This window comes from Microcoleus sp. AT3-D2 (genome assembly GCF_036705715.1).
In the GTDB taxonomy this organism is placed as follows: Bacteria; Cyanobacteriota; Cyanobacteriia; order Cyanobacteriales; family Microcoleaceae; genus Microcoleus.
Genome location: NZ_JAUBVE010000141.1, coordinates 1 through 5,415 on the forward strand (window position 1 = coordinate 1; position 5,415 = coordinate 5,415).

3 protein-coding genes are annotated in these 5,415 nt (G+C 48.3%); all 3 read right to left on the reverse strand.

The features are described from left to right. Positions 1-233: 233 nt before the first annotated feature. Positions 234-2,747: an MASE1 domain-containing protein gene (locus tag QUB44_RS29995; protein ID WP_333373388.1), complete on the reverse strand. Its 2,514-nt coding sequence runs from the start codon at positions 2,745-2,747 to the stop codon at positions 234-236. A 571-nt stretch (positions 2,748-3,318) separates the two neighbouring features. After that, positions 3,319-4,659, reverse strand: coding sequence for an ABC transporter substrate-binding protein (locus tag QUB44_RS30000; RefSeq protein ID WP_333373391.1), 1,341 nt, complete (start codon positions 4,657-4,659; stop codon positions 3,319-3,321). Positions 4,660-4,766: 107 nt separating this feature from the next. Further along, positions 4,767-5,333 carry a hypothetical protein gene (locus QUB44_RS30005; protein WP_333373394.1) on the reverse strand — a complete coding sequence of 189 codons (567 nt, stop codon included), beginning with the start codon at positions 5,331-5,333 and terminating at the stop codon, positions 4,767-4,769. Positions 5,334-5,415 lie beyond the last annotated feature (82 nt).

Genomic DNA, 5,415 nt, shown 5'->3' on the forward strand with positions numbered 1-5,415 from the left:
TTTAAAAGTTTTTTTAGTTATTTAGTAATGCACAAATTTAGGTGTTTGTCAAATTAATTTAGATGCGTTTACCCTGATTCAAGATTACTCTATTTTACGAAAAACTTAGTAAAAAACTGAGTTTTTAATGTGATAATTTATGTACCAAATCTCCATAACTGCTAGCGAAATAATCAGCAGATTGTGGAGGAAAATAAAATTTCCAGACCTAGAAAATAACTGTCAAAAAAATATTATTGGTTAGACTTTTCGGTTGAGATTGAAAGGTCGGTGAAAATAGCTGGCAGTCGAATGGTAAAGGTAGAACCTTTGTCCACCTCGCTGAATGCGGTAATGTCTCCGCCCATCATTTCGCAGAATTTCTTAGTAATGGTCAGCCCCAAACCAGTGCCGCCGTACTTTTTAGTAGTGGAGGAATCGGCTTGGGTGAAAGGCTCAAAGATTCTGGCTAACTGTTCGGGACTCATGCCAATGCCGGTATCTTTGACCGTAAAAATGATCCAATCTTGAGCGGAAGATAAGAGAGATAAGCTATTTTCAGCTTGGCCACCTTCTCTATACGCTCCAAGTTTTTTGTCTTTCTTTGCAGAGTCGGCGGGGGTTTCGACGGATCGGGTAACGGCGAAGGTAATCGCGCCGGAGCAAGTAAATTTCGCGGCGTTGCTGAGGAGGTTGAGCAGAGACTGCCGGAGTTTAGTCAAGTCGGTCTGCATCGAGCCAATATTTTCGGGGCATTGTATTTCTACAATATTGCTATTTTTGTCCGCCAGGGGCGCGATCGTGGCAACTACTTCCTCAACCAGAGTTGGAATGGTGAAAGTTTCGACGTGCAAGTCGGTGTGGCCTGCTTCAATTTTGGTCAAGTCGAGAATATCTTTAATCAGCGCGAGTAGGTGCTGACCGGCCGTGTTAATTCTCTGGAGGTCGTCGATGAACTCTTCGGCACCAAGGTCTCGGGCGTCTTCTTGCAGGATCTCGCTGTAGCCAATGATGGCGTTGAGGGGGGTTCTGAGTTCGTGACTCATGTTGGCGAGAAAAATGCTTTTGGATCTATTTGCAGCTTCGGCGGCTAATGCGGCCCGGCGGAATTCTTCGGAACGCAAGCGTTCGGTGATGTCGGTGGTCATGATTAAAACGCACTGAGTGCTGCCGAGGTGGATGAGTTCCAATGACAGCAGCCAGTCGCGGACTTCGCCGGCTTTGGTGCAAATTTTGATTTCTTGGTTGCTGATCGAATTTTGTGATTGCAAAATCTGGGCGAGCCGCCCCCCGTCTTCTGAATTGACAAACATTCCTAAGTCGCTGGGAGTGCGGCCGAGAAATTCGTGCCGCAGCCACCCTAATGAGCGCAAAAAGCTTTCGTTGGCATCGAGGAAGCATCCATCCGTGAGGGTGCAGATGCTGATCCCGACTGGGGAGGCGTGAAAGGCCTTGGAAAATCTTTCTTCTGAAGAACGCAGGGCGGCTTCGGCTTGCTTTCTGTCTGTGATGTCTTGGACGGTGCTGGTGATGTAGAGGGAGGTGACGGCCGCTTGTTCGTAGACTGTGCGGTTGCTGCCGTCGGGGAGTATGAGCCTGTAGTCGATGCTGTAAGGCTGTTGCTGAAATAAAGCGGCTTCGATCGAGGTTTTGACTAATTCTCTGTCTTCGGGGTGCACGTATTCCAAGAAGGCTTCAAGGCTGGGTTCAAAAGTTCCCGGTTCCTGTCCCAGGATGCGGTAAATTTCCTCTGACCACCGCAATTGCTGCGCGTTGCGGTCTAAGTCCCAGTTGCCTAGCTGGGCGATGCGCTGGGCGTTAGCGAGGCTGGCTTCGCTGGCGCGCAGGGAGGCTTCTGCTTGGTGGCGTTCGGCGACGGTGGCAGCTAAGACTAAGCCGGTGACGGCGATGACGGCGATGAAGGCTTGCAGGGATAACAGTGCTTGGGGGATACTGCTGGCGTGTTTGAGGAAGGGGCCGCTGCCTCGGGCTATGCCCCAGATGGCGAAGCCGCAGAGGATGAGGTTGGAGAGGGCGGTGTAGCGCTGACCGAATCGAAAGGCAGCCCAAACTACTAGGGGAAATGGTAAGTATTCGAGGGGATAGCGGGCGTAGGCGGCGCGGGTGCGGGAGCAAAAGACGAGCCAGCCGACTGCTAGTAGCAGCAGCAGCCAAATCGCTTGTTCAGCTATCTGTTTGCGATGGGTGGGGACTTTGGGCAATTGTTGCCACGTCAGTAGCAGCGGGGCGACGAGCAAAATTCCCATAGCGTCTCCCACCCACCAAGTCCCCCAAATCGTGCCAAAATCGCTCCAGCTAGATATACCACTCAGACATACGAGGATGCTGCCGATTGTGGAGCTGATCAGGGTAGATCCCAAGGCTGCTAGCCCGACTATTCCTAAAACGTCTTTGAGCCGATCGAGCCCGGCGCTAAAGTTAATGCCCTGGAGTAGATAAGTTCCCGTCCACGCTTGCAGGCTTCTGGCGCCTGCCGAGATCAATGCCGTGGCGATGTTGGCCGACGGTACGTTCATGCTGAACAGGAAGCCTCCGATCGCGATTCCCGGCCACAGTTGCCGCCCAAACAGCAGCAGGGCGACTTGGGCAATTCCTGCTGCTGGCCACATCGGGTAAATTTCTGAACTGAGGGTGAGGGTGGAAATGGCGAATTGCGACGCCCAATAGTAGACCAGGGCGATCGCGCCTACTGCGAGGAAGTACCGCCAGGAATGTCCTTTGATTGCATTAAGGAACTTTGTCTGCATGGTCGTTTGGGGAAAAGGTGGACGGTTGTTGGGGTCTCAGTAGGTGGCACGGGACAGGCAGAGGGTAGAGAAAATGTTTCTATTAGGTGACGGTAGGTCATGGGTGGTAGGTAGTGGGAGAAGCTTTTGAGCTAACTTTTTGTGGTGCCGTTGAGGGAGCGGTTTTTTTGTTCGATCAAATCTGCCCATGAATTTCGGGAGTATCGCTTTTTTGTAAATATATCTCTAATGGCTAAGCAATTGGTTTGTAATTTTTTGGTTTTTGTTAAAAATTTACTACCGAGCGACAGCGGCTGTCTTTTTGTGTCGGGCGATCGTAACTCTATTCACCCTAACATCTTGCACCATGCTCAATAATACCTAAAATACCTAAAATACCTAAAATACCAATAACAGCGACGTAAAATCTCTGCTTTTCGGTAAGTCTGGGGCAAGAAACATCGTTTCTGGTTATAAGTGCAGGCGGTAGTGATTTTCACTAGATTTTTAACCAATCAATCCCGGCTTCAAGTCTTGCGATCGAATACAGTGAAAGCGGATAATTTACAGCAAAAAAAATATTTTTTATTGTCTATTTCTCTTTGGCTGTTGCAATATCTAAGGTTAGTTTCAAACGCTCTTGAGATTCTTTAAGCGCGTCTTGGGGGTTGCGGCCGAGAAGGGTTCCCTCTATGGCGCGACCGAGGTTTTCTGACAGGCGGGAGTAACCTGATATAATGGGCCGCGCTCTGGCTGAGTTCATTTGTTCTAAAAATACTCGCAAAACAGGGTTTTTTTCCACAAAGCTTTGATAAGCTTGGCTCTGTCTCGATTTTAAGTTAATGGGCAAGTAACCTGTTCCCAATGCCCATGCTGTTTGGAATTCTTCACCTATAACGTATTCTAAGAATACTAGGGCTGCTCGCTCTCGTTCTGGCGAGGTTTTCATTAAAAATAGGTTTTCACCCCCTACGACGGCTGCGGGGCGTTTGAGGATAGGTAAAGGCATTGCTGCGTAGTCGATCGCGCTTTGCTGCAACTGTGCTAGCGTCCACGGCCCGGTGATTTGCATGGCGACTTTCCCGGCGATGAAATTGTCGAGTTCGTAACCGCGTTCGGGTGCTGACAATATTGCTGAACCTTCTTTTAACAAGTCGCTCCACAATTCTAAGGCGGCGTGAGAACCGGGATTATCTATTTGGGGTACAGGACTTTGAGGTATTTCGCCATTGAGTTCGCCGCCTGCGCTGAACATGAATGGCAGCCAGGTAAATACTGTCCATTCTCCTTTGCCTAGGGGGAGCACTATGCCGTGTTGGTCTGTGCGGCCGTCTCCGTTGGTGTCTCGCGTGAGCGATCGGGCTACTTGCTTTAATTCCGCCCAATTCTGCGGCACTTCTTTGATTCCTGCTGCTGCAAATAAGCTGGGACGGTAAAATATGGCGACGTTGTTTGTGCCTAGGGGAACTGACCAAGTGTGTCCACCAAGTTCCATTGACTCGAAGAGTGCCGGGTAAATTTCGGCTTTCCGGGGCGATTTGTCGAGCCAGTTTTCTAAGGGCACAATTGCGTTGAGTTCTGCTAGTTTTCCGGCAAGAGTAGGATTATTCCACAGCACATCCGGCGGTGCATTTCCAACTATTGCTGTTAGTATTTTTGGTAGTTGTTGGTCTGGCTGGCCGATGTAAATTGGTTTGATCTGGATCTGGGGATGTGTTTTGTTGAATTTGTCTGTGAGGGTTTGAAATACGTCGCGATTTGGCGGGGGATTGATGCCGTGCCACAGTGTGAGTTCGATCGGCTCGCCGTTTTTTGAGACTGGGGTGGTACTGTTTTGACAGCCGCTTAATATTAGCAGATTTAAGGCAATTAAAATGCCGATCGCTAGTTGGAGTGGTCTTTTAATTGCTTTGGATAATTGGGAGAAAATCATTTCTTAGTTTGATTAATGGAAGATTTTTTTGAAGCGCAGATGAACGCGGATAGTTAGAGATTGGTAAAACGAGCTAAATCTAGAAAATCTGCTGGTAGCTGATTTCTCTATCCATCCGAGGTGTTTTGAAACAAAACGGTGAAAGCTCCTGCTCCTAGTCTATCTTGTGGCCACATCCGATAGCAAGGAATTTCTGTCAAGTGCGATCGATATTTTTCTAAATGAGGAACAGTGACTGACTGAAATTCGGGGAATTTGCTTAACAGCCATTCGCTGACTTGTTCATTTTCTGCGGTTGAATAAGTGCAGGTCATGTATGCAAGATAACCTTGGGGCGCTACAATTTTAGCAGAATTGGCTAAAATTCTTTTTTGGCGGTTGGCATTGCTGTTGATGGTGACATTATGAAAGCAGCCGGGTGCTTTGTCTCCTTTTGCTAAGAGTGATTGACCAGTACAAGGAGCATCTACTATTACTAAATTAGCCGTTTGTGGCATCTTTTCGGCAAGTATTTTTGAATCGACGTTGGCGGTGGCGGATGGTAGAATTTGGCAGCGTCTTAAATTAGAGATCAACATTCCCATGCCTTTGCCTATGGCTTCGTTGCACAACAGCAATTCTGGGTTTAATGTTTTCCAGGCAAATATACTTTTTCCTCCAGGGGCGACGCACATATCTAAGATTAGACCTCTTGCAAAATAATTTTATGCTATAATCAAGGGTTTGGCTTAAGTGGAGCAGATTGCAGGTTATAGC

Bases quoted from the DNA above. Each gene is read 5' to 3' on its own strand.
- QUB44_RS30000 (WP_333373391.1), bottom strand. From the start codon at position 4,659: ATGATTTTCTCCCAATTATCCAAAGCAATTAAAAGACCACTCCAACTA.
- QUB44_RS29995 (WP_333373388.1), bottom strand. From the start codon at position 2,747: ATGCAGACAAAGTTCCTTAATGCAATCAAAGGACATTCCTGGCGGTAC.
- QUB44_RS30005 (WP_333373394.1), bottom strand. From the start codon at position 5,333: ATGTGCGTCGCCCCTGGAGGAAAAAGTATATTTGCCTGGAAAACATTA.